22 protein-coding genes are annotated in these 25,147 nt (G+C 67.1%); 5 read left to right on the forward strand and 17 right to left on the reverse strand.

What is annotated here, in order from left to right:
* Positions 1 to 119: 119 nt before the first annotated feature.
* From ACO054_RS11660 to ACO054_RS11685, 6 genes are all read right to left on the reverse strand, one after another.
* A complete protein-coding gene (locus ACO054_RS11660) occupies positions 120 to 1,925 on the reverse strand; it encodes a gamma-glutamyltransferase family protein (protein WP_421706749.1) in 1,806 nt (601 codons plus the stop codon).
* 113 nt (positions 1,926 to 2,038) lie between these two features.
* The gene (locus ACO054_RS11665) at positions 2,039 to 2,950 is read right to left on the reverse strand and encodes an ABC transporter permease (RefSeq protein ID WP_421706750.1); all 912 of its coding nucleotides are present in this window, start codon (positions 2,948 to 2,950) and stop codon (positions 2,039 to 2,041) included.
* Positions 2,950 to 3,897, reverse strand: a complete 948-nt coding sequence (locus ACO054_RS11670; RefSeq protein ID WP_421706751.1) for an ABC transporter permease — start codon at positions 3,895 to 3,897, stop codon at positions 2,950 to 2,952. Before ACO054_RS11670 ends, ACO054_RS11665 begins: the two co-directional genes overlap by 1 nt.
* Before the next feature lie 90 nt (positions 3,898 to 3,987).
* Entirely contained in the window at positions 3,988 to 5,778 is a 1,791-nt protein-coding gene (locus ACO054_RS11675) for an ABC transporter substrate-binding protein (RefSeq protein ID WP_421706752.1), read from the reverse strand.
* Positions 5,779 to 5,783: 5 nt separating this feature from the next.
* A complete protein-coding gene (locus tag ACO054_RS11680; RefSeq protein WP_421710357.1) occupies positions 5,784 to 6,854 on the reverse strand; it encodes an ABC transporter ATP-binding protein in 1,071 nt (356 codons plus the stop codon).
* Between the two features lie 29 nt (positions 6,855 to 6,883).
* The gene (locus tag ACO054_RS11685; RefSeq protein WP_421706753.1) at positions 6,884 to 7,900 is read right to left on the reverse strand and encodes an ABC transporter ATP-binding protein; all 1,017 of its coding nucleotides are present in this window, start codon (positions 7,898 to 7,900) and stop codon (positions 6,884 to 6,886) included.
* Between the two features lie 201 nt (positions 7,901 to 8,101).
* On the opposite strand from ACO054_RS11685, the gene ACO054_RS11690 reads away from it, so the two are divergent.
* A complete protein-coding gene (locus tag ACO054_RS11690; protein ID WP_421706754.1) occupies positions 8,102 to 8,857 on the forward strand; it encodes a GntR family transcriptional regulator in 756 nt (251 codons plus the stop codon).
* Positions 8,858 to 8,876: 19 nt separating this feature from the next.
* Here ACO054_RS11690 and ACO054_RS11695 read toward each other — a convergent pair whose 3' ends face one another.
* The 6 genes from ACO054_RS11695 to ACO054_RS11720 all read right to left on the reverse strand — a co-directional run bounded on the left by ACO054_RS11695 (position 8,877) and on the right by ACO054_RS11720 (position 14,546).
* A complete protein-coding gene (locus tag ACO054_RS11695) occupies positions 8,877 to 9,608 on the reverse strand; it encodes a hypothetical protein (RefSeq protein WP_421706755.1) in 732 nt (243 codons plus the stop codon).
* A 3-nt stretch (positions 9,609 to 9,611) separates the two neighbouring features.
* Positions 9,612 to 10,895: a hydroxymethylglutaryl-CoA reductase, degradative gene (locus ACO054_RS11700; RefSeq protein WP_421706756.1), complete on the reverse strand. Its 1,284-nt coding sequence runs from the start codon at positions 10,893 to 10,895 to the stop codon at positions 9,612 to 9,614.
* A gap of 56 nt (positions 10,896 to 10,951) precedes the next feature.
* Positions 10,952 to 12,268 (reverse strand): TRAP transporter large permease, encoded by a 1,317-nt coding sequence (locus ACO054_RS11705; protein WP_421706757.1) that lies wholly within the window; start codon positions 12,266 to 12,268, stop codon positions 10,952 to 10,954.
* On the reverse strand, positions 12,265 to 12,828 hold the full coding sequence (locus tag ACO054_RS11710) for a TRAP transporter small permease subunit (protein ID WP_421706758.1): 564 nt from the start codon (positions 12,826 to 12,828) through the stop codon (positions 12,265 to 12,267). The genes ACO054_RS11705 and ACO054_RS11710 overlap by 4 nt, the downstream gene beginning before the upstream one ends.
* 76 nt (positions 12,829 to 12,904) lie before the next feature.
* A complete protein-coding gene (gene dctP, locus ACO054_RS11715; RefSeq protein ID WP_421706759.1) occupies positions 12,905 to 13,921 on the reverse strand; it encodes a TRAP transporter substrate-binding protein DctP in 1,017 nt (338 codons plus the stop codon).
* Between the two features lie 64 nt (positions 13,922 to 13,985).
* The gene (locus ACO054_RS11720) at positions 13,986 to 14,546 is read right to left on the reverse strand and encodes a helix-turn-helix domain-containing protein (RefSeq protein ID WP_421706760.1); all 561 of its coding nucleotides are present in this window, start codon (positions 14,544 to 14,546) and stop codon (positions 13,986 to 13,988) included.
* A 333-nt stretch (positions 14,547 to 14,879) separates the two neighbouring features.
* Between ACO054_RS11720 and ACO054_RS11725 the strand changes: the two genes are divergently transcribed.
* From ACO054_RS11725 to ACO054_RS11740, 4 genes are all read left to right on the forward strand, one after another.
* On the forward strand, positions 14,880 to 15,683 hold the full coding sequence (locus ACO054_RS11725; RefSeq protein ID WP_421706761.1) for a GntR family transcriptional regulator: 804 nt from the start codon (positions 14,880 to 14,882) through the stop codon (positions 15,681 to 15,683).
* Positions 15,680 to 17,377 (forward strand): thiamine pyrophosphate-binding protein, encoded by a 1,698-nt coding sequence (locus tag ACO054_RS11730; RefSeq protein ID WP_421706762.1) that lies wholly within the window; start codon positions 15,680 to 15,682, stop codon positions 17,375 to 17,377. Before ACO054_RS11725 ends, ACO054_RS11730 begins: the two co-directional genes overlap by 4 nt.
* An 85-nt stretch (positions 17,378 to 17,462) precedes the next feature.
* Entirely contained in the window at positions 17,463 to 18,494 is a 1,032-nt protein-coding gene (locus tag ACO054_RS11735; protein WP_421706763.1) for a TAXI family TRAP transporter solute-binding subunit, read from the forward strand.
* Between the two features lie 88 nt (positions 18,495 to 18,582).
* The gene (locus ACO054_RS11740) at positions 18,583 to 20,631 is read left to right on the forward strand and encodes a TRAP transporter permease (protein ID WP_421706764.1); all 2,049 of its coding nucleotides are present in this window, start codon (positions 18,583 to 18,585) and stop codon (positions 20,629 to 20,631) included.
* Here the strand turns inward: ACO054_RS11740 and ACO054_RS11745 are convergent.
* The 5 genes from ACO054_RS11745 to leuD form a co-directional block, all read right to left on the reverse strand.
* Positions 20,547 to 21,464, reverse strand: a complete 918-nt coding sequence (locus ACO054_RS11745) for a VOC family protein (protein WP_421706765.1) — start codon at positions 21,462 to 21,464, stop codon at positions 20,547 to 20,549. The genes ACO054_RS11740 and ACO054_RS11745 overlap by 85 nt on opposite strands.
* A 40-nt stretch (positions 21,465 to 21,504) precedes the next feature.
* Complete coding sequence (locus ACO054_RS11750) at positions 21,505 to 22,818, reverse strand: TRAP transporter large permease (protein ID WP_421706766.1); 1,314 nt, start codon at positions 22,816 to 22,818, stop codon at positions 21,505 to 21,507.
* Positions 22,818 to 23,324 carry a TRAP transporter small permease gene (locus tag ACO054_RS11755; protein WP_421706767.1) on the reverse strand — a complete coding sequence of 169 codons (507 nt, stop codon included), beginning with the start codon at positions 23,322 to 23,324 and terminating at the stop codon, positions 22,818 to 22,820. Before ACO054_RS11755 ends, ACO054_RS11750 begins: the two co-directional genes overlap by 1 nt.
* 86 nt (positions 23,325 to 23,410) lie before the next feature.
* Positions 23,411 to 24,412 (reverse strand): TRAP transporter substrate-binding protein DctP, encoded by a 1,002-nt coding sequence (dctP, locus tag ACO054_RS11760; protein WP_421706768.1) that lies wholly within the window; start codon positions 24,410 to 24,412, stop codon positions 23,411 to 23,413.
* Positions 24,413 to 24,475: 63 nt separating this feature from the next.
* Positions 24,476 to 25,108: a 3-isopropylmalate dehydratase small subunit gene (leuD, locus tag ACO054_RS11765; RefSeq protein WP_421706769.1), complete on the reverse strand. Its 633-nt coding sequence runs from the start codon at positions 25,106 to 25,108 to the stop codon at positions 24,476 to 24,478.
* Positions 25,109 to 25,147: the final 39 nt, after the last annotated feature.

Raw genomic sequence — 25,147 nt, forward strand, 5'->3', positions numbered from 1 at the left:
CGGCAGGATGACCGCCGGCCGAACCGTCGTGATCGGCGTCGGGATCGTCGGTCCGGACATGACGCCCTATCGCGGAACGCGCTTTGGCGGGGGCCGCTCGCCAGGCCGCTGACAGAGAGTCAGCGGCCCGCCGCGTAACCTTGCATGAAGCGAGGGTTAGCGGCCGCCCTCAGCAGCTCGCCGTCGCGCGCGGCGGCGCTGACGCGGCCGAGTGCCCAGTCCTCCTCCACCACCAGGTCGTGACCGCGCCGCTTCAGCTCCTCGACCGTCGCCGCCGGGAAGCGCCCCTCGACGGTCAGCCGGCCCGGCTGCGCCTGGCGCGGGTAGAAAGAGCTGGGGAAGTGCCCGCTCTGGAACTCCGGCGCTTCGATGGCTTCCTGCAGATTGAGACCGAAGTGCACATGGCGCAGGAAGACGTTCAGGGACCATTGGTCCTGCTGATCGCCGCCGGGCGTGCCCCAGGCCAGGTAAGGCTCACCGTCGCGCAGCGCGAAGGAGGGACTGAGGGTCGTGCGGGGGCGCTTGCCCGGCGAGAGCGCGGCCGGATGGCCGGCGTCGAGCCAGAACATCTGTCCCCGCGTATTGAGGGGGAAGCCAAGTTCGGGGATCACCGGAGAGCTGGCCAGCCAACCGCCGCTGGGCGTAGCGGAGACCATGTTGCCCCAGCGGTCGATCACGTCGATATGACAGGTGTCGCCGCGCGTGGCGCCCTTGGCCGTCACCTCCAGGTCGTCGTAGCGGGCGACCGTCGGCTCGCCCGCGCCCTGGGCCGCACCGCCGGCGGCCGGCGCGATCCGGGGCGGCGGTGCGCCGAAGCCCTCGATGGTCCCGGGGCGCAGGTCCAGCGAAGCTGCGGTGCGATCCACGAGAGCCCGGCGGGCGTCGTTATAGTCGGACGAGAGAAGCTGCGCGATGGGCACCTCGACGAAATCCGGGTCGCCGTAGAAGGATTCCCGGTCGGCAAACGCCAACTTGGAACACTCGATCACCAGATGGACGAAGTCGGGATCGGTCGGCGACAGACCGGAGAGGTCGAAGCCCGACAGCAAGGCGAGCTGCTGCAGCGCCACCGGCCCCTGCCCCCAGGGCCCCGTCTTGCAGACTCTGTACCCTTGATAGTCGAAGGTGAGTGGCGCCTCGAGACTGGCCGACCAGCCCGCGAGATCGTCGCCGGTCAACAGGCCCCGATGACGCCGGCCGCTGGTGTCCATGACCTCCGTCTCGCGGCAGAAGCGGTCCATGGCCTCGGCGACGAAGCCTTCATAGAAGACCCTGCGCGCCGCCTCGATCCTATCCTCGCGGCTCTTACCGCCCGCCTGCGCCTCCGCGACGAGCCGCCGCCAGGTCGCCGCCAGCGCCGGGTTGCGGAACAGGCTGCCGACCGCCGGAACCTGACCGTTCGGCAGGTAGACGGCGGCCGAGGTTGGCCATTCGGTCTCGAAAAGCTCGCGCACCGCCGCGATGCCGTTGGAGATATTGGGGACGAGGGGGCACCCCCGCTCGGCATAACCGATGGCGTAGTCCAGGACCTCCCCCAGCTCCATCGTCCCGTGATCGCGCAGCATCAGCAGCCAGGCGTCGAAGGAGCCGGGCACGACGGCGGCCAGCAGTCCCGTCCCCGGAACCGCGTCCAGCCCCAGGTCGCGAAAGGCCTCGATGCTGGCGCCGGCCGGTGCGACGCCCTGCCCGCAGATCACCTCGACCCGCCGGTTCGCCTCGCTCCAGAAGAGGATCGGCACCTCGCCGGCCGGGCCGTTGAGATGGGGCTCCGCCACCTGAAGGGTAAAACCGGCAGCGACGGCGGCGTCGAAGGCATTGCCGCCGCGCTCCAGCACCGCCATGCCGACGGCGGTCGCCAGCCAGTGGGTCGTCGCGCAGACGCCGAAGCTGCCGCGAATCTCGGGCCGGGTGGTGAAGGTAGGCATGGCTGTGGTTCCTCCGTTTCGTTTCTTTTGGACAGCAGCCCATCGCGGTCGAGACGCGCGACGGCCTCCGCCGTTGGACACTTCGCCTTACGGTAAAGCGACGGCACCTAGGATCAGGGTGTCCCGGCCGTTTCGCGCACGTCCAGGAAGTCGCGGAGCGCGTCGCCCAGGAAGTTGATCGAGAGCACCGTCAGCATGATCGCAACGCCTGGGAAGATCCCGAGCCACCAAGCACGCGAGATGAAGCTGCGCCCCTCGGCGAGAATCAAGCCCCAGGTGGGCGTCGAAGCCTCGACGCCCAGACCGAGGAAGCTGAGGCTCGCCTCCGCCAGGATGGCATAGGACACGCTGACCGTCGCCTGAACGATGATCGGCGCGGTGGCGTTGGGCAGAACGTGGCGCAGCATGATGCGCAGGTCGGAGGCACCGACGGTGCGCGCCGCCTGCACGTACTGCTCGTGCTTGATCGACAGCACCATGCCGCGCGCGATCCGGGCGAAGTCGTCGACGAAGGCCAGCGAGATCGCGATGATCAGGTTCCAGATGCCCGTCCCGAAAACGGCGACCAGATAGACGGCGATGATGAAGTTCGGAAAGGCCCACTGCAGGTCGATGTAGCGCATGATGACCTGATCGATCCAGCCGCCGCGATAGCCCGCCAGCACGCCGAGGAAGACCCCGACGACCAGCGCCAGGGTCACGGTCGAAACACCGATGAAGAGGGACACCTGCGTCCCCACGACGATGCGGCTGAGCAGGTCACGCCCCAGGTCGTCGGTCCCAAGCGGATGCGTCAGGCTAGGACCCGCCATCATCTGCAGGGTCATCTCGTTCGGATCGTGCGGGACGATCAGGGGACCGAAGACCGCCAGCAGCAGGAAGACCGCCAGAACGACGAGTCCGAAAAGGGCCTTCCTGTCGGCGCGCAGCACGGCCCGCAGCCGGCCCCAGCGGGTCTGGCGGCGCCAGACCCGGGGTTCTGAGGCGGCTTCGCCGGAGAGCGGCTCTATCGTGCTGTCGCTCATCAGTCGTACCGAATGCGCGGGTCGACGGCGGAGTAGAGCAGGTCGACCAGCAGGTTGGAGAAGACGAAGATGGCGGAGACGACCAGGATCGCCCCCTGAACGACCGGATAGTCGCGGTGCAGGATCCCCTGGATCAGCATCCGTCCGAGCCCCTTGATGGCGAAGACGTTCTCCACCACGACTGCGCCCGCCATCAGCAGCGCGAAGGCGATACCGATGACGGTGATCACCGGGATCAGAGCGTTCGGCAGGGCATGGCGCAGGATCAGGACGCGGGTCGGCAGGCCCTTGGAGCGGGCGACGCGCATGTAGTCGGTATTGAGAACCTCCAGCATGGCGGAGCGGATCATGCGGGCGATGATCGCGGAGAAGGCGGTGCCGACCGCGATCGAGGGCAGGATCAGATGCTCCAGCCAGGGCCAGAAGCCCTCGGACAGAGGCATGTAGCCGACCGCCGGCAGCCACTGGAGCGTCGCGGCGAAGAGGATGATCAGCAGGATGCCGAGCCAGAAGTCCGGCATGGAGAGGCCGAGAAAGGCCACGAAGGTGACCGAGGTGTCCCACCCGCTGTTGCGCCGGGTCGCCGCGATCAGGCCGGCCGGAACGGCGATGGCGACGGCCAGCAGGAAGGAGAGAAAGGCGAGCGACAGCGTGCGCGGCAAAGCCTCGGCCAGCAACTGGGAGACCGGCACGCGGCTACCGTAGATCGAGGCCCCCAAGTCGCCCTGGAAGAGGTTCCAGAACCAGAGGCCGTACTGGACCCAGACCGGCTGGTCGAGGCCCATGCTGCGGCGCAGATCCTCGACAGCCTGGGCATCGCCGGCATCGAACAGGATCGCGCCGATGGGATCGCCCGGCACCAGCCGGATCATGAAGAAAACCAGCGTCGCCACCGCCCACATGACGATGACGGCGCCGAAGGTTCGCCTGAGAAGATACCGGGTCATGGCGCTCCGCAGCCTTGTCTTGAAGCCGGCCGCTCCCCCGCCCCCTTCGAAAAGGGGACGGGGCAGCGAGCCGGGGGAGCTGGAGGAGACTCAGCTCAAGGTGACGCGGTCCAGATCCACCAGACCGGGGATCCGGCTTTCGGCCGGGAAAGTCACCGACCGGGCGTGTACCAGCACGTCCGAAGGGTGATAGAGGAAGGCCGAGGCCACCTTGTCGGAGGTGATGCGGTTCGCCTCCAGCACCATCTCGCGGCGCTGCTCGAGGTCCGCCGTGGCGCTCTGCTGTTCGGAGAGTTCGTCCACCCGCGCCTCGGAGAAGAAGCCGAAGGGATGAACCGCCGTGTCGCGCAGACGGCCGTTGAACTTGGAGGCGGTCGACATCCAGTCCTGCAGCGCGTCGTCAGGGTCGTAGTCGCCGCCGGAGCCGAGCCGCACAAGATCCCAGTCCATCCGGTCGAAGTCCTCGATCAGGACGGGGAAGTCCTTGGTCTGCACCTCGACCTCGATCCCGAGGTTGCGCCCCAGAATGTTGGCAACCACCAGGGACTCCCGGCGGTTCACCGGCGTGGTCAGCAGACGCAGCTTGGGAAAGCCCTCGCCGCCAGGATAGCCGGCCTCGGCCAGCAGGGCCTGAGCCGCCTCCACGTCGTAGGTCTGACTGCTTTGCTCCGCCAGCTCACCGTCGAAGTAATAGCCCATCGCCGGATTGACCGACCCGAAGGCGGGCGTGCCCCGCCCGAAGTGGGCCTGCGCGATGTAGGTCTCCCGATCCAGGGCCTTGGCCAGGGCCATGCGGACCTTGAAGCCCGGCTCCTGCATCAGCTCTTCCAGGGGTTTGTCGAAGTCGGTGACCTTCATGGCCTCGTGCCAGGGATTGATCCAGACCGACTGGAAACCCGGCAAGGGCGTCTCGTCGACGACCAGGTCGGGGTTCTCGACGAAACGGTCGACCAGTTCGCCGGCAACGGGATTGCCGCCGATCAACTGGATGTCGCCGGCCTCCAAGGCGGCCGCGAGCGGTTCCGCATCCAGGATCGGCAGGATTTCCACCGCGTCGAGCTTCGGCCGCTCCGGATCGTAATAGTCCTCGAAACGCTCCAGGAAGACGCTCTGACCGAGCTGATGGCGGACGACCCGGAAGGGTCCCGTCCCGACCGGCCGCAGACCGTAGTCCGAGGTCCCCATGGACTCCAGGGCGCCCCGGCTGACGATGGTCATGGCACGGCCGGAGGAGCGTTCCAGGGTCTTGACCAGGAAGGAGGCCTGCGGCTGCGCCAGGGTGAAGCGCACCCGGTGGTCGTCCAGCTTGTCGAGCGCCTGAACGTTGGAGAGCGTGCGGCTGTGGATCGACTGCTGCGGATCCTTCGAGCGCGCGTAGGTGAAGAGAACGTCGTCGGCGGTGAAGGGATCGCCGTTGTGGAAGGTGACGCCCTCGCGCAGCTTGAAGGTCCACTCCAGCCCGTCTTCGGACACCTCCCAGCTTTCCGCCAGATCGCCTTCCGCAACCAACTGCGCGTTGATGTGGGTGAGACCCGACAGAACGTTCGAGGCGATCTGGAACTGCAGCACCTGGTTGATCTGCGCCGGATCCAGCGTGACGATCTCGCCGACGCCCGACCAGCCGCAGCGCAGGGTGCCGCCGCTCTGCGCCTTGGCTGGCGCGACCGCGCCGAGAGGCCCCGGCAGAAGATGCCAGGCCCCGAGCGTACCGGCAGCAGCCAGAAGACGCAGAACGCTGCGCCGTTCCAGCCTGGGGCCGCTCAACTGTTCGCGCGACAACCCGAACAGGGGATCGCGACGGTCGAAGTCGTAGGCCTCGCGCAGTTCGCGCGCGACCCCTTCGTCGATCTGCGACTCAGTGGATGGTGTCTTCCGGACCATGATGTTCAGCCTCCTCTCGTTTTTGTTGGCTTTCCGGACTCGTTCGGCCCTGTCGACCCGCTCGGCTCTCCGGCCTTGAGACAGGCGGCGACATGACCCGAAGCGATAGGGCGCAGGTCCGGCACCGTCTGGCGGCAAGCGGCGTCGGCCAGATCGCACCGGGGATTGAAGACGCAGCCGGGCGGCGGTGCCATCGGGCTGGGGACCTCGCCCCTGGCCACCCGGTGGGCGCGGGCGCGCTCCAGCGTCGGATCGGGAACGGGGACGGCGGACAGCAGCGCTTGGGTGTAGGGATGCTGCGGGTTTTCGAACAGCTCATCGGTCTCCGCCAGCTCCACCAGATTGCCGAGATACATGACGGCGACCCGATGACAGATGTGACGGACGACCGAGAGGTCGTGACCGATGAAAAGATACGTCAGGCCGAACTCAGCCCGCAGATCCTCCAGCAGACGGATGATCTGGGCCTGAATGGAGACATCAAGCGCCGAGACGGCCTCGTCGCAGACCAGGAACTCCGGCTTCAGCGCCAATGCTCGGGCTATGCCGACGCGCTGACGCTGGCCGCCGCTCATCTCATGGGGATAGTGGTCCGCCAGCCGAGCGGGTAGCCCAACGGTGTCCAGCAGGTCGCGCACAGCCCTGGCGCGGTCGCCCGGAATGCCATGCACCAGCAGGGGTTCCGAGACGATTTCCTGCACGGTCATGCGTGGGTTCAGCGAACTGAAGGGGTCCTGGAAGACCGCCTGGACCCGGCGGCGGAAGCCGCGCAGACCGGCTCTATCCAGTTTCGAGACGTCCTCGCCGGCGAAACGGATCTCGCCCTCGCTCGGGTTCTCAAGGCGTAGCAGGCAGCGGCCTATGGTGCTCTTGCCGCAGCCGCTCTCGCCCACGAGACCGAAGGTCTCCCCACGCCGAATGGAGAAGCTGACACCGTCCACCGCCTTGACCTGCCCGATCGTGCGCTCGAACAGGAGGCCTCGCTTCACGGGGAAATGCTTCTTGAGGCCGCGCAGCTCGACCAGAACCTCGTCCGAAGGACCGCTATCCGCGCCCTTCGCCGCGCCCCTCGCCACGCCCTGCGCCGCAAGCGTCGCCGTCGCACTCACGAGACCGCGTCCGCTAGCAGGGCTTCGCTTTCGAAGCAGGCGCTGCGGTGAGACGGCAGGTTCGGGCCGGACGCCGCCTCGATCCGCTGCAGGGGCGGCGCCGACTGCCTGCAGTGCGGGAGGGCAAAGCCGCAGCGCGGCTGAAACTGACAGCCGGGCGGGCGATCGAGAATATCGGGCGGATTTCCGGGGATCGGTTCCAGCGGCAGCCCGCGCGGGCGGTCGAGCCGCGGCACGGAATTCAACAGACCCAGGGTATAGGGATGGGCACTGCGGTGATAGACAGCGTCGGCCGTGCCCTCCTCCACAACGCCACCCGCGTACATCACCGTCACGCGGTCGGCATAGCGGGCGACGATGCCCAGATTGTGCGTGATGACCACCAGGGCGACGCCCAGACGACGACAGAGATCCTGCATCAGCTCCAGGATCTGAGCCTGAATGGTGACGTCCAAGGCCGTGGTCGGCTCGTCCGCGATGATCAGTTCCGGGTCGCAGCTCAAGGCGATGGCGATCATCACGCGCTGACGCATCCCGCCGGAGAGGTGATGGGGGTACTGCTTGAGACGGCGTTCCGGCTCGGAGATACCGACCATCTCGAGCAGTTCGACGGCGCGGGCCTGGGCGGCGCGGCGGTCCAGCTTGCGATGTTCGCGCAAGCCCTCGGTCAGTTGACGACCGATGGTGAGAACCGGATTGAGGCTGGTCATGGGTTCCTGAAAGACCATGCCGATCCGTCCGCCCCGAACCGCCTGGATCGTCCGTTCGTCGGCCGCCAGCAGGTCGGTTCCGTGAAAACGGATCGCCCCCTGTGCGATGCGGGCCGGCGGCATGGGCAGCAGGCGCAGGATCGAGAGCGCGGTGACAGACTTACCCGAGCCGGACTCGCCAACCACCGCGTGGATCTCGCTCGGCGAGACATCCCAGGAGACGCCGTCCACGGCCCGGACCCAGCCGGAGGGTGTCTTGAACTCGACGACCAGGTCCTCGACCTCCAGCAGCGGCGCGCTCATCGCCGCGCCCTCCCCGTCGACAGAGGCCGGCAATGAAGAGAACACCCCCGACGAACCTGGGACCGGGCTGCCATCACACTCCTTGTCGAAGGACAGCGCAGCGTGAGGATAGCGCTGCGGCCAGCATCGAATTGCGGACTCGATGCAACATCATTATCAATATCGATAGTGATCGTAACCGGGATTGCGTAGCTGTCAACCATGTCGAACGAAACGTTCCCTTGGGCGGAGGTGCTGGGTGTCACCGGCACCGCAGCCCCGCCGCGCAGCAAGGGCGAAGCGGTCTATCACGCACTGCGCCGGGTCATTCTGCTGAACACCGTCGCGGCCGGCGCGGCCCTGCTGGAAACCGGGATCGCCGGCGCCATGAACTGCAGCCAGGGCACGGTGCGCGAGGCGCTGCTGCGCTTGGAACAGGAAGGGCTGGTCAGCCGACGCGGCTATCAAGGCACCTTCGTGTCCGACACCACGCCGGACGAGGCGGCGCAGATGGTCCGCATCCGCTTGGCGCTGGAGGTGGACGGCGCCCGCCGCGCCGCGCCGCGCCTGGGGCCGGCGGAGACGACGGCGCTGGAAGAATTGGTGGAGCGCATGGCCGAGGCGGAGCGGGAGGGCGACGCCTACGCCCTGGCCGAACTCGACCGCGCCTTTCATCTGACGATCTTCCGGGCCGCCGGCTTGCGGGCATTGGAGCCGATCCTGCTGCGCTGCATGCTGCACATCCACCGTCACACCTTCGGGCTGGACAAGGAGCCGCTGCAGGTCGACGAGCCCGGCTTCGCGCGCGGATCGGTCCAGCATGCAAAACTGCTGAGCGCGGTCACGAGCGGCGCCCCCGAGACCGCCGCGGCGGCGATGGAGGCACATATCCGCGCGGTCGTGGAGCGCTGGTCGCCGGAAGTGGACCGGCAGGTGCGGCAGTTCGGGTCGGAGCTGCCGACTCCGGCCCCGTCGTAGAGCCGGATCTCCACTCGCCTCAGCGCGTCGCGAAACCGCTGCCGACGTCGAGCCGTCCTGAGCGGAGAAGTGCGCGGGCATCGCTTAGAAAGCGCCGCGCGTAGACGAGACTGCCCAAGAGCAGAGAGGCCAACAGGACCAGCTTGACGGCCGCCATGAGCAGGATAGCGGCCGGCGTCTCCGATTGCGGTAAGGCATGCAGCAGCCGTTCGATCTCGGGCGACGCTTCACCCGCACCCCAAGCGGAAACCGCTGCCCGCACGGCCCGCCGTTCGATCTCCAGGCCGTAGCGGCCGGCAAGCGCGTTCAGGATCGTCTCGGCGGCGCGTTGCCGCTCGTCGCGCATGATCAGGAAGAGCTGCGCCTGCAGCAGAGCGCCGCTGAGGCCCGAGGTATCGAAAGCCGCTCCGATCTGGCGCGCGACGAGACGCGGGTTGCCCTCGCGTCCCAGCGCGCGCGCCTCGCTCAGGGCCGCCGAGGCGACGGCTGGCTGCGGCGCGGTGCGCAGCAGCCAGTCCTGCAAGGTCCGGGTCAGGTCATCGGTCCGGGGTGCGCCCTTGGCGACCGCGATGGACAGCTCCGTCAGGTCCGCCGCGACCTCGCGCAGCGAAAGCGCGCGCTCCGCCTGGGCGACGCTGCGAAAGCCGCCGTGCAGGGACAGTCCCGCCACGGCCAGCATGACGAGCGCCATCAGCAGATAGAGCAGCGCGCTCAGGCGCGGCAGCGGAACCGGGCGGGTCTCTGCGGGCACGGGTCAGGCCTTGCCGCCGCGCAGGTCGGCCAGCAGCCGCTCGGCGATATCTACCCGCACCTTGCCCATCTCCTTCAGCTTCGCCGCGACCGCCTCGACCTCTTCCCCCTCGGCGCCCGCCATGGCGGCGATGTTCTTGGCATGCAGAGACATATGGCCCTTCTGCACACCGGTCGTGGCCAGCACCTTAAGCGCGGCGAAGTTCTGGGCCAGACCGACGGCGGCAATCAGTCGGGCGAGTTCGTCCGCCTTCGAGACCGCCATGATCTTCAGCGCGACCTGCGCCGTCGGGTGGATCTTTGTGGCGCCGCCGATCAGACCGACGGCCAAGGGCATCTCCAGCAGTCCGACCAGGTTGCCTTCGCCGTCCCGCTCCCACCGCGTCAGGCTGCGGTAGCGGCCGCTGCGCGCGGCGAAGGCGTGGGCCCCTGCCTCGATGGCGCGCGTGTCGTTGCCGCTGGCTAAGACCACGGCGGTCACACCGTTCATGATGCCCTTGTTGTGGGTGGCGGCCCGATAGGGATCGGCGTCGGCAAAGCGGAAGGCGGAGAGCATGCCGTCGCGCACCTCGGCACCGCCGATGTCCTCCAGTTTCCAGACACCGCGCGCCCGCACCAAGCGCCGATCGGCCAGATTCGAGAGGATGCGCAGGAAGACGCGGCCGCCGGTCCAGGCCTCGATCCGAGGGCCGACAGCCTCCGCCATCGAGTTGACGGCATTGGCGCCCATGGCATCGCCGGTATCGACGATCAGATGGGTGATCACCATCGGGCCGTCGTCGGTCTCCAGCACGCGCACCTCCAGGTCGCGAAAGCCGCCGCCGAACTTCAGCAGAACGGGATCGGTCTCGTCGCAGATCGACTTGATCTCCTCCCGCCGCTCCAGGATCTTGAAGCGTGCGTTTTCGGGATCGCTGACGCCGACGAGCTGCACCTGCGCGATCATCAAGGGTCCGCTGCTGGAGGTCGCGATCCCACCGGCGGAGCGGCACTGTTTGGCCGCGTTGCAGACCGCCGCCACCACCGAGCTTTCCTCAGTCGCCATCGGCACCAGAACCTCGCGACCGTCCACGATCAGGTTGGTGGCGACGCCGACCGGGATGTTCATCGTCCCGATCACGTTTTCGATCATGCGGTCCGCCGTCTCGGGCCGCAGGTTGCCGGTGTCCGAAAGCTGGGCGACCGCGGCTTCATCGAGATCGGTCAGCTCGGCCAGTCGGGCGAGGCGCGCCTCGATCGACATGGAATGGAAGCCGGGAATGCGGGACGTGATGTTCGTCTTGCTCATGGGCTCTCTTACTCTGGGATTCTCTTATCGGTTGCTCGTCGTTTCGGGAGGCCTCGTCACCGCGCCATCATCTGCTGGGGCAGCCAGAGCACCAGCTCGGGCCAGACCACGCAGATGAGCAGGCCGGTCACCTGCAGAAAAAAGAAGGGAACGATGGCCCGGTAGATCGTCTCCATGCCGATGGAGGGCGGGACCACGCCCTTGAGATAGAAGAGGGTGTAGCCGAAGGGCGGCGTGATGTAGGCCATCTGGGCGGAGATCAGAAAGATGATCCCGAACCACAGCGGATCGAATTCGAGAAACTCGATGATCGGCAGGAAGACCGGGACGCAGAGAAGGATGATTCCGATCTCGTCGAGAAACATGCCGAGGAACACCAGGATCAGCATCATCACGAGCAGGATCACGTAGCGGTCGGCCTCCAGCGCCTCGATCTGCGCCAGCATGAAATCGGCGCCGCCGGTGCCGGTGAAGATCGCGACGAAAGCCTTCGCGCCGATGGTGATCCAGAGGATCATGGCCGAGACCTTCAGGGTGTCGAAGGCAGCCCGGCCCAGCATCCGCGCATCCAGGCGCCGTTGGGTCGCCGCCGAGATCACCGCCCCGGCGACCCCGACCGCCGCTGCCTCGGTCGGCGTCGCAATGCCGAGGTAGATGCTGCCGAGTACGCCGAAGATGATCAGGCTGGGGATAATCAGCGCTTCGAGCGCGCGTAGACGCCTCGGCCAATCGACGCCCTCCGCCGTCGCGCCGGTCGGCGCCAGGCCGGGCTGCAGCAGGGTCCGGATCACGATGTAGGCGATGTAGAGACCGGCCAGCAACAGGCCCGGCACGACCCCGCCGATGAACATCTGTCCGACGGAGATCTGCGCCGTGACGGCATAGACGATGGTGATGACGGAGGGCGGAATGAGGATGCCGAGGGTGCCGCCGGCGCAGATGGTCCCCAGCGCGAGACGCTGGTCGTAGCCGCGCTTGAGCATGGAGGGCAAGGCCAGGATACCCATTGCCGCGACGGCGGCCCCGACGATCCCGGTCATGGCCGCCATGATGGTGCAGATCACGACGGTGCCGACGGCGAGACCGCCCGGCAAGCGGACGAACCAGAGTTCCATCGCGCGATAGAGCGCATCGATGATACCGCTGCGCTGCAGCACAGCCGCCATCATCACGTAGAGGGGAATCGCCAACAGCACCTCCGACGACATGGTGTCGAAGGTCTGCAACACCGTCACCACCAGGGCCTGCGAGCCCCAGAGGGTTACCGTGAAGAAGAGCGCCAGGGCGCCGAGCGCGAAGGCGAGCGGCAGACCGGTCAGGATCAGCAGAACCAGACCGACGAACATGGCGAGCAGAACGAGTTCGGAGCTCATGTGCCGGGTCCGCCGGTCACCAGGTCCTCGGCCGGCGCGACCGGCGGCGGCGCCGGATCGGGATACCCGAGGACGCGGAACAGGGCGCGCAGCCACTCCGCCGCGGCCTGGGCGATCAGGAGAGCGAAGGCGAGCGGCATGACCGCCTTGGCCGGCCAGATCTGCGGATTCCAGGCGGAGGTCGAGGTCTCCCGATGCTCCCAGGAGGTCAGTGCCAGCGGCAGGCTGTAGCTCAGCAGAACCCAGCCGAAGTAGACGATGAGTGGAACCGTCAGCAGATCGACGAGCTTCGCGGTTCGCTCGGGGAGTTTGCCGTAGACGATGTCGACGTTCACGTGACCGCCGATATGCAGGAGGTAGGGCCCGGCCAGCAGGAAGTACGGCCCCAGCAGCAGACGCGCCATCTCCATGGCCCAGACCGTCGGCGCGTCGAAGGCGTAGCGGGCGATCACCTCGTAGCAGATCACCGTCACCATGATCGCGATCAAGCCGGTCGCGGCGATCATGATCCAACGGTTCAGCACGGTGACGCCGCGACAGTAGAAGGCCAGGACTGGCATCGGTCGGTTATCTCCAGGGAAACGGCGGCAGGGCGCGTTGACTACGGTCGGGCGCCCCGCCGCCGCACCGCCCGCGTCAGAGCAGGCCGAGCTGACGCATGAAGTCGAGCTGGCTTTCCAGGATCCGGTTCGCCAGTTCGTCGTCGCCTGCCGCCGCACGCCAGGCTTCGACCGCCGTCGGACGGGCGGCCTGAACGTCCTCCTCGTCGAGACGCAAGACCTCGATCCCCGCATCGCGGAAGGCCGCCAGGGCGACCTGATCCTGGACGAGGATGTGCTGGCGCAAGGCACCAGAGACCTCACGCGCCGCCATCTCCAGCGCCGCCTGGTAGCTGCGGGGCAGCGCGTCCCAAGCCTCTTGATTGGCCACGTAGGCCGTGGCCGTCACCGGCTGATGCACCCCCGGCAGAACCACGTAGTCCGCCACCTCGGCCAGTCCGGCCTCCAGATTGGCGGTCAGGTCGCCCCGGTCGGCAAAGTCGATCACGCCGCGCTCCAGCGCCGAGTAGACCTCCCCCGTCGCCATCGGCGTGACCGCCACGTCGAAGGCCGCCATGACCTGACCGGCCAGGCCGACGAAGCGCCCCTTCTGACCCGCCATCTCCGCGATGGACTCGATGGGGAAGGTGGAGTGGATCGGCTCCTCACCGTAGACGCTGGGGGCCACGTAGTGGAGGCCGTAGTCGTCGTAGGCGTCGCGTGCCAACTCCAGACCGCCCAGTTCGTAGAACCAGGCCTCCATCTGATCCGGCGTCTCGAAACCGAAGGGGACGGTGCTGGTGAAGTAGAAGGCCGGCACCGTGCCGGCCTCGTAGCCGTCGAAGGTCTTCATCATCTCGAAGGCGCCCGACTGCACCGCCTCGAAGGCCTCCGCCGCCGGGACGATCTGACCGCCGGAGAAAAGCCGGATCTGGAAGTTCCCGTCGGTCAGCTCGGCAACCCGCGCCACGAAACGCTCTTCGAACTCCTGTGGCGTGGTGTTGGCGTCCCACAGGGACTGCATCCGCCAGTTGACCGTTTCCTGTGCCGCAGCGGCACCGGCGAAGACCGACAGTCCGGCAGATACCGCTGTCGTAATCAGCCATTTACGCATCTTAAGAGACTCCTCCCACTTTCTATTGAGACCGCCGGGTCGTTGGTCGATCCGGCGGGTCCGCTCAGTCCCCTTCGGTGTCCGGGGGAACGATGACAGCCAGGGCCGTAGCGGGTTCTCCGCCGTAGGCCAGGCCTCGGTGCTGAATCGCGGCGTCGAAGTAGATCGCGTCGCCGGTCTCCAGAATCAGTTCGGTTCCGCCGTAGACGAAGCGCACACGGCCGGTCAGTACGAAGAAAAGCTCCTCGCCCGCATGGCTGAAGAGCTCCGGCGGTTCGTCGATCGGCGGCAGCGTGACGACGAAGCACTCGGTGCGGCGGTCCGCCTTTTTGTGGTTGACCAAGTCGTAGAGGTAGCCGTGCTCGCCGCTGTCGCGGTTCATCGCCAGCCGGTCCGCGACGCGCACGACCGAGATCTTGTCCGAACCGCCGGTATCCAGAAGTTGAGACAGCGGCGCGCCGTAGGCCTGGCTAATGCGGTTGAGGACGGCAATGGAGGGACTGGCGAGATCATTCTCGATCCGCGACAGGTAGCCCTTCGTGATCTCAACCTTCTGCGCCGCGGCGTCCAGGCTCAAGCCGAGCGAGCGACGCCAGCGCCGCAGGCGCTGTCCGAGCGTTGCCATCTCTACCTCACGTTTCCTCAAGTCCCCGGGTTTCGCGACATCGCGTCCCAAGGGTCGTTCCCCACGTCCGGGGGTCCGGTCCGTCAGGGTTTTCTATTGGTTTTCTGATGATAAACTTAGAAGCAACAGAGGCGTCAATAGGACCTGCGCATGAAACCCCGGGGCGGGTTTCAACGTCGGGTTTTAGGCTAGGTTTCCGGCCAGGTTTCCGGTCCGGCCTCCGAACCGGCGCCGAGGCCTGATTTCAACGCAGTTGTGATGAAAGCCGGCTTGCACGGGGGGTCTCTAGCTGCATAATAAACTGTATACAGTTTTGCGCACAGGACCCCGGATATGCCGGAAATCCCGCAGACGACAGGGCGCGCAACCGCGCAGGAGGGGCCGACGCAACTCTCGCAGCGGGCCTACGACCGACTGCGCGAGATGGCGATCAACTACCGCTTCAGGCCCGGCGAGCGCCTCAACGAAGGCGCGCTTGCCAAGGAGCTGCAGATCAGCCGGACCCCCTTGCGCGAAGCGATGCATCGGCTGGTCTCCGAGGGCTTGCTGCAGTCGGTCGGCGGCCGGGGCTTCTTCGCCCGCCCGCTCGACGTGAAGGAGGTCTGCGACCTTTACGAGGCTCGGCTTGCCTTGGAGACAGCCATCGTGCGGCTGGCCTGCGGCCGTGCCTCGCGGGACTGGCTGGAAGCCATGCACGGCTACCTGGACCGCAGCGTCAGCGCCCACGAAAGCGAGCCCCTGGAGCGCCTGCTGGAGCTGGACGAGGGCTTCCATGAGCGCATCGCCGAATGTACCGGAAACCTGGAACTGCTGCGCATGCTGCGCAGCATCAACGCACGGATCCACTTCTTCCGTTGGGTCGACATGCAGGGGCGACGCGACAACACCCAGGCCGAGCACCGGGCCCTGATCGCCGCCATCGGCCAAGGCGACGCCGAAACGGCGGTCGGCATCGCCCACAGCCACGTCGCCCGGCGGCAGGATCAGATCATCGACGGCATCCGCGAAGGCTATGCGCGCCTCTACATGGGCGAAGGGCCGCAAGCGGCAAACGGCGAAGGGCCGCAAGCGGCCAGCGGCGAAGGCCCGCAAGCGGCCAGCAGAGTCTCCAATTCCCCGTCACCGGAGGATCAATGAACCAGCTATCCGGCGCCGAAGCGCTCGTCCGCCTGCTCGATCTCCACGGCGTCGAAGTGATCTTCGGTCTTTGCGGCGACACCAGCCTGCCGTTCTACGACGCGCTCCACCGCCTCGACCACGGCATGCGCCACGTGCTGACCCGCGACGAGCGATCGGCCGGCTACATGGCCGACGTCTACGCCCGCGTCTCCGGCAAGGTCGGCGTCTGCGAAGGCCCGAGCGGCGGCGGAGCGACCTACATCCTGCCAGGCGTCGTCGAGGCAAACGAGTCCTCCATCGCCGTCCTGGCCATCACCACCGACATCGCCGTCAGCTCTCACGGCAAGTTCGCCCTGACCGAACTGGACCAGGAAGCGCTCTTTCGGCCCCTGACGAAGTGGAACAAGGTCATCGAGAGCAGCGCGGCCCTGCCGCGCAGCGTGCGGACCGCCTTTCGCCAAATGAGCAGCGGCCGCCCCGGCGCGGTCCATCTGGGCCTGCCCTTCGACGTACAGAAGAATCCGGTTGATGCCGATGACATCTGGGGCGAGGCCGCGCAGGGCAGTTTTCCGGCGGCTCGGGCAGCCCCGGCGCCCGACCGGGTGGAGGCGGCGGCCGAGGCGCTGACCTCGGCCGAGCGGCCGGTGATCGTCTGCGGCGGCGGACCGGTGATCGCCGGCGCGCGGGCCGAGGTCACGGCTCTGGCCGAACGGCTGGGCGCGGTGGTGGCGACCTCCATCAGCGGCCAGGGCGCGATCCTGGACGACCACCCCCTGGCGCTCGGCGTCGTCGGTTCCAACGGCGGCGCGGAGGAGACCCGCGCGGTGCTGGACGAGGCGGACTTGGTGCTGCTGGTCGGCTGCCGCGCCGGCTCGGTCACGACCGAGCGCTGGCGGCACCCCGCCGCCGACAAGCAGCGGATCCTTCACATCGATGCCGAGCCAACGGTGATCGGTGCCAACTATCCGACCGAAATCGGTCTGACTGCCGACGCCAAGCTGGCGCTGGCCGCCCTGCTGACCGCTGTGGATGCCAAGCTGGGCGAGACCCGGCGGCCGGCCGAAGGGGCGAAAACGGCGGTCGCCGAGGCCAAGGCAGCCAAGTTCGCCCGCTTCAACGCTCTGGCCGAGTCCCTGGACCGGCCGATTCGTCCCGAACGGGTGGTGCGCGAGCTCTCGGAGCTGCTGCCCGACGACGCCATCGTGGTCGCGGATCCCGGCACGCCCTGCCCCTACTTCTCGGCCTATTTCGAGCTGAAGCATCCCGAGGCGCGGATGATCAGCAACCGCGCCCATGGCGCGCTCGGCTACTCCCTGCCCGGCGTACTCGGCGCCTACTACGCGCGCCCCTCGGCCAAGTGCGTGGCGGTGATGGGCGACGGCAGCTTCGGCTTCAACGCCGGCGAAATGGAGACTCTGGTGCGCAGCGGCGCCCCGATCACGTTGATCGTCTTCTCGAACAGCGTCTACGGCTGGATCAAGGCGGGCCAACATTCCGGCTTCGGCCAGCGCTACTTCTCAGTCGACTTCAACCAGACGGATCATGCCCGCGTCGCCCAGGCCTTCGGGCTGAAGGCCTGGCGGGTGGAGGATCCGGCCGAGCTGCGCGGCGCCCTTGCCGCCGCCATCGAACACGGCGGTCCCTCTCTGGTCGACGTGGTGTCGCAACCGCTACACGAAGCGGCCGCCCCGGTGACGGAGTGGATCGCTTGACAGCGGCCTACTGCCCGAACGGCAGAGGCCATCGGAGGGCCGGCTCACCGCACGGCCGAGACTTGGGAGGCAAAGGGAAAACCTCATGACGAAACGTCGTAACAGTCTGAATATGCCTGAAGTCAGCCGCCGCAGCGTTCTGCGTGGCGGCCTGATGGGCCTAGCCGCCGCCGGTGCCGGCTCGGCCGTCTTCCGCAGCAGCAGCGTGCTTGCGCAGCAGAACCTGCAATGGGGCTCCTCCTCGATCGGTTCGACCGGCTACGTGATCATGGAGGGGCTCGCCAACACGGTGAACCGCCACAGCGACTTACGGAACGCCTCTATGGCGACCAGCGGCGGCACCGAGAACATGCAGCTCTTCTCGGAAGGCATCATCCAGTTCGGCCAGACCACCTCGACCGACTGGAAGCCGGCATCGGAGGGCCAGGCCCCCTATCCCCAGCCGATCGAGGTGCACCAGATGTTCGCCTACACGCTGTTCAACTGCACGCCGATGGTCCGGGCGGACAGCGACATCGAGACCCTGGACGACCTGCGCGGCCGCCGCTGCATGCCCTCGCCGGCCGGCAGTTCGACCGCGACCATGTGGAGGGTGCTGTTCGAGGCGGCCGGGATCCAGGACGATGTCGAATGGACCTACGGGTCCTGGCGCGAGACCTACGACGCCCTGCGCGGCGAAGCGGTCGACTGCATCCCCTCGCTGCTGACCAACGGCCGCCCGGCCCCCATTCTCTCCGAGCTGAGCGCCACGGTCCCGGTGCGGGCCCTGCCCGTCTCCGACGAGATCCTGGCACGGGCGCGGGAGATGAACCCCGGCGTCGCGCGCGGCGAGATCCCTGGCGGGGTCGTTCCGGGCATCGACAGCACGGTAGCCGCCGCCTCCTTCTCCGGCGTCCTGGCCGCCTCGCCCAATGTCGAGGCCGACGTGGCCTATGAGGTCATGAAGGCCATCTTCGAGAACGAGGAGGACGTGCGGGGCTTGGGCGTGCAGTTCCAGGACATCGGCCTGCCCTTCGGCACGGACTACCTGGTCGCCGGCTTCCCGGTGCATAAGGGCGCAGCGCGCTACCTGAAGGAACGCGGCGCGTGGCACGACGGTCTGACCGAAGCCTCCTGACCCAAACGGTCGGGCGGACCGGCGCGGCGGTGCGGCCTGAGGGACCGCATCGCCGCGTCCCGTCTCCGCGACTGCGGAGCCCCCTGTAATGCATTCTTTGACCGATAGGCTGGCCGGCGCGCTGACCGACGACAGGGGCAACGCCCCAATCGTCGCTGTTCTGGGCGTCGTGGGCATCCTCTACGTGCTCGCCCATGCCGCTCAGGTGATCTGGTTCGTCCTGCCCTCGGGCCAATTCAAGATCCTGCATGTCGGCGGCGCCGCCACGCTGATCTTCCTTTCCCTGGCGGCAAGCGCGCCCAGGGTGACGGGACGCCTGGCGCACCTGCTGCTGGCCCTGCTGGCGGCTGGTACGATCTGGTACGTCGTCACCGAGATCGGGGCGCTGACCTCGCAACGCTCCTTCCTGCCGAACAGCATGGACATGGCTGTCGCCACGGTCCTGCTGCTGCTCTGTCTCTATGCCTCGCTGCGCGAGTGGGGCTGGGTCGTGAGCCTGATCGCCGTCGTCGGTCTGCTCTACGGCTACTTCGGTCAGGCCATGCCCGACGGGCTGCTCTATCACGGCGGCCTCTCGCTGAAACGGCTGATCGGCTACACCTCGATCCCCTATTTCAGCGGCCTGCTGGGCGGTTTGGCCGAACTGTCGGCCGGCACGATCTTCCCCTTTATGCTGCTGGCCGCCGCCCTGCAGGTGACCGGCTGCGTCGACTTCATCATGGGCGCGGCCTACCGGATCGGGGGGCGGACCCGCGCAGGACCGGCCCAAGTGGCCATCCTCTCCAGCGGCATGATGGGCATGGTCTCGGGCTCCAGCGTGGCCAACGTCGCCTCCACCGGCGCGCTGACGATCCCGCTGATGAATCGGGTCGGATTCAAGCCCGCCTTCTCCGGCGCGGTCGAGGCCGTCGCCTCGACCGGCGGGCAAGTGACGCCGCCGGTGATGGGACTGGCCGCCTTCCTGATCGTCGGCCTGACCGGCGTGCCCTACGGCGAGGTCATCGTCGCCGCCGCCTTCCCGGCACTGATCTACTACCTCTATCTAATGTTCGCGGTGCACCTGCGGGCCGTGCAGCAAGACCTCGATGCCTCGACCCAGGACGTGCTGCGCGACAGCCTGGGTTCGGAGGAGAGCTTCTGGCGGACCTGCCTCTACAACTTCCACTTCTTCGTGGCGATCATCTATCTGATCTGGACGCTGATCGAGACCAACCTAGCCGGCCGCGCCTCAATCCAGGCGACCGGCCTGCTGCTCGGCCTCTACATCCTGCGCGAACTCGCCGGATCCTGGCGCGGGCTTCTGTCCTCCCTGCGCGGACTGGGCCGGGTCCTGGCTCACATCGCCGGGCTGCTGGCGCGCACCGCCTACCTGGGCGCCCTGCGCGGCGCCCAGATCGCCGTGGTCGTCGCGGTGATCGGCGTGCTGGTCGACATCCTCTCGGTCACCGGCTTCGCGCAGAAGCTCTCCTTCGCCATGCTCGAACTGGCGGCTGGCAATCTCTGGCTGCTGCTGGTGGTCGCCGCCTTCGCCTGCCTGGCCTTCGGTCTGGGGCTGCCGACCTCCGCCTCCTACATCCTGGTGGCGCTAATGGGCGCGCCGGCGCTCGTCAGCCTGGGCGTCCCCTTGCTGGCCGCGCACTTCTTCGTCTTCTTCTTCGCGAACGTCTCGGCCATCACGCCGCCCGTCGCCGTGTCCTGCCTGGTGGCGGCCAAGATCGCCAACGGCGACTTTTTCCGCACCAGTTTCATCGCCGTGCGGCTCGGCCTGCCCGGCTTCATCCTGCCCTTCATCTTCGTGATCCATCCCGAGCTGCTGGGGATCGACTCCAGCCTGGGCTACACAGCCCTGATCGCAGCCATGGCGTTGCTGGGCGTGGTGGCGCTCAACGTGCTGCTGGAGGGGTTCCTGCTGCGTCCGCTCACCTGGCCGCAGCGACTGAGCCTGCTGCCTGCCACCCTGGGCCTTCTGCACCCGAACCTCGTGGCGTCCCTCGTCGGCATCGCCATCCTGGGCGGACTGCTCGGCTGGCAGTGGATGACCGCGGAGCGCCGTCAGGACGCCCAGGACAGCGCGGACAGCGGGGCCTCGGCCGGTACGACGCTGGCCGAACCGCCGACCTCGGGCGGGAAGCGGTAGAGCGTCTCACCCGACCCCGCCGCCGTCGCTTGCAGGCCGCCGGCCTGGAACCGCTCTCGGGTCAGTCCCGGATCGGAACTGCCGAGCGCCGTGGCGACAATGGCCGGCGACGTCGCCGCAGCGGGCACCCCAGGCGCGACGGTCTCCAGATCCTCGGGCACGACGAAGACGCAGATGCCGCGCTGCAGCTCCAGCAGCCAGCGAGCGTCGCGGCGCTTGGGCCTGCGGCCGAGAAAGCGGCCGAAGCGCTCCGCCGTCTCCTGCGGGTCGGGAACGGCGAGCAGCACGCCCTTCAATGCGACCACGCCGTTGTCGTGGGCCAGGTGGCGGCCCTGCCAGACCAGCGATTCGGTGTGGTGCTGCAGCACCTGAATGCGCCCCTCGGGCATAGTCTCGGGCGGAACGCGCAGGACCGTGAAGCGGGCCTCGCCGACCTCGCCCTCTGGACCCTCCACCGGACGGGTCAGCGTCACGGGCGGCTTCGGCCGGAAGCCCTCCTCCGCCAGGCGTGCATGGGCGGCCTGCGGATCGGCGAGGCTGAAGGCGATCAGGTGCAGCCCGACGTAGCGTCCCGTCGCGGCGTGAAACTGGCCGGCCAGTTCGGTGTCGCCCACGGCGGTCAACAGTTCCAGGTAGCCCTCGCGCAGCATGGCGCAGCGGTTGGCCATCCCGGCGGAGACCAGCCCCTCGGGCGTCCGGTTGCGCTGCTCCGTGAAGGGCGTCAGCCGGAAGCCGATCCGCTCGTAGAGCGCCGCCGCGCGGTCCAGGTCCGGCACGAAGCTGGCCACATGGTCGAGAAAGATCTCGTCTCGCTCGGGGAGTTGTCGTGTCACGGTGCCTCGCTCGTGGTCCGGAAAGACGGTTCGGCCGACCCTACAACAGCAGGCTCGGCAGCCAGGTGGCGATGGCCGGAAAGGCCGTCAGCAGCGCCACCAGCAGCATAGAACAGAGAATATAGGGGATCGCCGCCCGGTAGATCGTGGCCATCGAGGTTCCGCTCGGCGCCACGCCCTTCATGACGAAGAGCAGCAGGCCAAAGGGCGGCGTGGAGAAGCTGATCTCCAGCGCCAGCAGCACGATGATGCCGAACCAGATGACGTCGAACCCGAGTGCCTGCGCCAGGGGGAAGAAGAAGGGCACCGTCAGCATCATGATCGAGATCTGCTCCATGAAGGTGCCCAGCACCAGGAGCACGGCGAACATGGCCAGCAGCATAAGCAGCGGCGACAGCTCGAACCCGATGCCCCATTGGATCAGGCCGCCGGACGCGCCGGAGAAGGCGAGCAGCTGACTGAAAGTCGCGGAGCCGAAGACGATCAGATAGGCCATCAGGGTGACCCGCAGGGCGCCGACCACCGAAGCCTTGAAGGCCTCCCAGGTCATGCAGCGGAAGACGAAGGCCAGCAGAATGACGCCCAGCGCCCCGAAGGCGGCGGACTCGGACGGCGTGGCGAAGCCGACCAGCATCAAGGTGATGATGACGATCATCACGCTGATCATCGGCAGGATATCGCGGAAGAAGAGGACCAGCTTTTCCCGCAGCGAGATCCGCTCCAGCTCGTAGGCCGGCGCGGCGGCCGGATCGAGCCGCGTCTGAATCCAGATCGTGACCATGTAGAAGACCGCGAGCAGCAGCCCGGGCAGGATGCCGGCGATCAGCAGCGCGCCGATATCGATCTTCGCCAGGGTGGCCAGCAGAACGGCGAGCGCCGAGGGGGGAATGATGATGGCGAGGCCGCCGGTGCCGAGAATGGGACCGATGGACATGTGCTTCTTGTAGCCGCGCCGCTCCATCTCCGGCACCAGCAGCGAGCCCATCAGCGCGGTCGATCCCATGGAGGAGCCGCTGAGGGTCGAGAAGGCCGTGCCCCCGGCCACGGTCACGTAGGACAGACGGCCGGGTACCCGACCGATCAGCCGATCCACCGCGTTGAACATGCGCAGACCGAGACCGGTTCGGAAAAAGAGCTCGCCCATCAGCAAGAACAGGGGAATGGGCACGAGGTTAAAGCTGGAGATGGCGCCGAAACCGTTGTCCAGCATCTGCACGACGCCGGCCTCGCCCCCCATGAAGTACCAGGCGCCGATCACGTTCGCGGCCAGGAACGCCAGTGCGATCGGGGTCCCGAAGGCCATGAAGACGATGACCAGACCGAGCAGAAAGCCCAGCGCGAGGTACCATTCCATTATTCTTTAATTCCCGCTTCGCCGCTGTGCAGGATTTCCGGCCCGAAGAGAAAGCGGGAGAATTCGATGGCCATCAGGCCGAAGGAAATCGGAAAGGCAATCGTCAGGATCCACTTGGGAACGAAAAAGGCGCGTACGTCGAAGTCGTTGCGGGCGATATTCATCGACACGAGATCCAGCCCCTTCCAGGCCAGCACGAGACAGACCGCCACACAGAGCAGAGCGACCAGACGGCTCACGGGCACCAGAAGCACGCGCGGCAGGGCCGAGGTCAGCAGCTCGATATGCACATGCCCCCTCTGCCGAACCAGCCAGGGTGCGCCGAGAAGCGTCAGGTAGAAGAGCGCATATTCGGTCGAGAGAAAGAACCAGGCCGACGGCTGCAGGCCAAGGTTACGGATGACCACGGAAACGACGATGGCGACCATCAGCCAGACCAGCAGAACACCGGCAACCAGGGCCATTCCGTTCAAGAGATAAGAATAGAGACGCAGCGCGTGTCTCATGCCGTCATCCACCCGGCGGGCACCGCCAGAAACGGGACTGAAGGAAACCGAACCGGGGCTGCCTCAAGAGGCAGCCCCGGAGTCTTTCAGAGATCGTTGAAGGCCTCGATCAGCGCATCGTAGTGCTCCAGCCCGCTCGGGTGGCGCTCCATCTGCGTGCGCATGCGGTTCCAGGTCGCCTCTCGCGCCGCCTCGGAGAAGGCGTCGGCCGCCGCACCCTCGAGCGTGACGACAGTCATGCCGTCGGCCTCCAGTTCAGCCTGCTGCTCCTTCGCCACCTCGGCGAAACGCTCAGCGCTGCTGCGCTCGTGCTCGATGGCGACCTCCTGCAGGATCTGCTGGGCCTCGGGGCTGAGCGCGTTCCAGCTCTCGAGGTTCACGATCGCGCCCATGTCGGTGGAGAAGAAAGCAGGCTCAATCCGGTAGTTGAGGAAGCGATCCCAGTTCAGATCCTTCAGGCCAATCTGGGTCCAACCGGTGGCGTTGACGACGGAGCGCTCCAGCGCCGCGTAGACGTCGGTGGTCGGCAGACTGATCGGCTGAGCCTGCAGGTAGTCCTGGAAGAAGGCGTCGTAGACGGGATTGCTGCGCAGCTTCATGCCCGAGACGTCGAGATTGCCATCGGCGTCGAGCTGCGGCTCCTCGATGGAATAGAGGTTGTAGCTGACGCCGCTGTCGAACCAACCGAGATAGTAGACGCCCATCTTCTCCTGATGGATCTGGTTCATCAGGTCGATGCCGCCGTTTTCGCGCGCGTAGATGGCGTTGGTGTTGGAGGCCACCATGGCGTCCCGCTCGGGCACGGTTCCGGCATAGAAGCTGGCGGCGGTGTAGGCCATGTCGACCACACCGTTGCGCACGGCCTCGGGCTGTTGCGCCAGACCGATCACCTCGGGTCCGCCGCGCACGTCGATCTGCACGACGCCCTCGCCGCGCTCGTTCACCTTTTCCACGAACTCAAGGAAACTCTGGGTGTAGATCAGCGAAGGCGGAAAGGCGTGCACCGCGCTCAGACGGTCCAGCGCCATGGCCTGCGACGAGGCGAAGACCGCCGCACCGCCGAGAGCCGCAACAAAGTACTTGTTCATTCTAGCCATCCCTATTCGGTTTTCATGGTTTTGGTCGTGTTGTTCAGGGTTTTGACCTGTTACTCAGGCTTCGTTAGGCGACGCCGGCGGGACCGGAACCACCCAGGGAAAGTCGCGCAGGCGCGTCGCGGCGAAGGCCTCGATGGCCGCGCGGTGCCGCTGCGTCATGCCGATGTCGTCCCAGCCGTTGATCAGCTTGGTGCGCCAGACCGGGTTGACGGTAAAGGGAATCTCCTGGTCGCCGGCTCGCAGCCGGCAGCTTTCCAGATCGACCTCCAGCTCCGCCGTCTGACCGCCGAGGTAGGCGAAGAGCCGCTCCAGATCCGCCTCCGCGACCGTCGCGGGCAGCAGGCCGTTGTTGACCGCGTTGGCGCTGAAGATATCGCCGAAGCTGGGTGCCACCACGCAGCGGAAACCGAAGTCGACAAGTGCATAGACAGCCGCCTCGCGCGACGAGCCGGCACCGAAGTTCCGCCGCGTGATGAGCGTACGCGCGGCCTGCGCGTCCGGGCGGTTGAGGACGAAATCGGGCCGGGCCTTACCCTGCGCGTCGTGACGCAGGTCGTGCAGCAGGAACTGGCCGTAGCCGGCACTGCGCGGCTGCTTCATGAAGCGCGCCGGCACGATCTGGTCCGTATCGACGTTGGCCAGGGGCAATGCACAGGCCGGCGCCGAGAAGCGGGTCAGAGGCTGCATCGCACCATCCCCATCATGACGTCTTCATGCCCGGCGTCT

It is taken from the genome of Algihabitans sp. (assembly GCF_965226985.1).
Lineage (GTDB): Bacteria > Pseudomonadota > Alphaproteobacteria > Kiloniellales > DSM-21159 > Algihabitans.